Source organism: Roseisolibacter sp. H3M3-2 (assembly GCF_029211165.1).
GTDB lineage: Bacteria > Gemmatimonadota > Gemmatimonadetes > Gemmatimonadales > Gemmatimonadaceae > Roseisolibacter.
Window position 1 is genome coordinate 1 of record NZ_JARGEK010000598.1, and the last position, 1823, is coordinate 1823.

At 79.8% G+C, this 1823-nt stretch carries 2 protein-coding genes; one reads left to right on the forward strand and one right to left on the reverse strand.

Features of this window, described 5'->3' with window-relative positions:
* Window positions 1-1105, forward strand: a 1105-nt coding sequence (locus PYV61_RS24940) for a GTP-binding protein (protein WP_275836587.1), incomplete at its 5' end; no start/stop codon positions are given.
* 22 nt (window positions 1106-1127) lie between these two features.
* On the opposite strand, the gene PYV61_RS24945 is transcribed toward PYV61_RS24940, so the two are convergent.
* Window positions 1128-1823, reverse strand: a 696-nt coding sequence (locus PYV61_RS24945) for a methyl-accepting chemotaxis protein (RefSeq protein ID WP_275836588.1), incomplete at its 5' end; no start/stop codon positions are given.

A 1823-nucleotide genomic window follows, 5' to 3' on the forward strand; every position in this document is an offset into this window, starting at 1 on the left:
GGCGGCGGCGCTGCTGGCGGCGCTGGCGGCGGCGCGCGCCCGGCCGGCGCTCCCCGCCGAGTTCACGCGGCGCGCGGTGCTGCGCGGGAAGCTCGACCTCGCGCAGGCCGAGGGGGTGGGCGCGCTGGTGGACGCGCGGACGCAGGCGATGCGGCGCGCCGCGCTGGCGCAGCTCGACGGCGGGCTGTCGCGGCGGGTGGCGGCGCTGCGCGAGGCGCTGCTGCACGCCGAGGCGCTGCTCGCCTACGACATCGACTTCCCGGAGGAGGACGACGGGCCGCTGGGGCGCGACGCGGTGGCGCTGGCGGTCGGGAACGCGCTGGACGGCGTGGAGGCGCTGCTCGCCACCGCGCCGGCGGGCGCCATCGCGCGCGACGGCGCGGCGGTCGTCATCGCGGGGCCGCCCAACGCGGGCAAGTCGTCGCTGTTCAACGCGCTCGCCGGCGAGGCGCGGGCGATCGTCACCGACGTCCCCGGCACCACGCGCGACGCGCTCGAGGCGACGGTCGAGCGCGACCCGTGGCCGCTGCGCCTCGTGGACACCGCGGGGCTGCGCGACACCGACGACCGCGTCGAGCGGCTCGGCATCGAGGTCGCCGAGCGGTGGCTGGGGCGCGCGCACGTGGTGCTGGCGTGCGGGGAGGAGCAGGAGGACGTGGAGCGGACGGCCGACTTCGTGCGCGCACGGACCGACGCGCCGATCCTCGGCGTGCTGACGAAGCAGGACGAGCGTCGAGCGTCGAGCGTCGAGCACGCTCCCCTCGACGCTCGACGCTCGACGCTCCCCTCGCTCCGCGTGAGCGCCGAGACGGGCGCGGGGCTCGCCGCCCTCGCGCAGGCGGCCGTCGACGCCGTCACCGCCCACTGGGGCGCGCCCGACCCCGACCTCCCCCTCGTCACCCACGCCCGGCACCTGCGCGCGCTCGGCGCGGCGCGCGACGAGCTGCGGGCGTTCGCCGACGCGTGGGACCAGGACGCGCTGCCGGCGCCGGTGGCCGCGGTCCACCTGCGCGCCGCCGCCGGCGCCCTCGAGGAGCTGATCGGCGGCGTGGACGTCGAGGACGTGCTGGGGCGGGTGTTCGCGACGTTCTGCGTGGGGAAGTAGCGGCCGCGCAGCCGCGCAGCCCTCAGTTCACCGCCGCCGCGCGGAGCCTCGCCGCCAGCGCGCCGAGCGTGCGCACCGTCCGCGCCACCTCGTCCACCGACGCGCCCTGGCGGCGCATGGCCAGCGCGGCGCCGCGCGCGCGCGCGACCTCGTCGTCGGCCACCCGCCCCGCGCCCTCGACGGCGGTCGCCAGCTCGTGCAGCGCGGCGCGCTGCGCCAGCGCGAGGTGCGAGGCGTCGGTGGTGACCGCGTCGATGCGCGCCACGCCCGCCTCGACGCGCTCGAACGCCATCACCTCGCCGCCGGCGTCGTCGTGCACGCCGCGCTCGGCCTCCTCGCCCGCCGCCAGCAGCCGCCCGACGTCCTCGACCTCGTCGCGCACGCGCCCCACCGACGTGCCGGCGGCGTGCGCGGCGCGCGAGCTCCGGTCGGCGAGGCAGCGCATCGCGCCGGCGACCTGCGCGAACTCGCGCCCCGCGTCGCCGGCGCGCGCGGCCTCGATGCTCGCGTTGAGCGCGACGCGGTTGCTCTGCCGCGCCAGGCGCGACACCGTCGCCACCAGCGCCTGCACCTGCGCCGACGCCGCGACCAGCGCGGCGACCGCGGCCGCCGTCTCGCGCACGCGCCCCGACACGCTCACCAGCGTGTGCGCGGCGTCGCTGACCGCGCGCGTGGCGGCGTCGGTGGCGTCGGCGAGGTCGCGCGCGTCGGCCGCCGC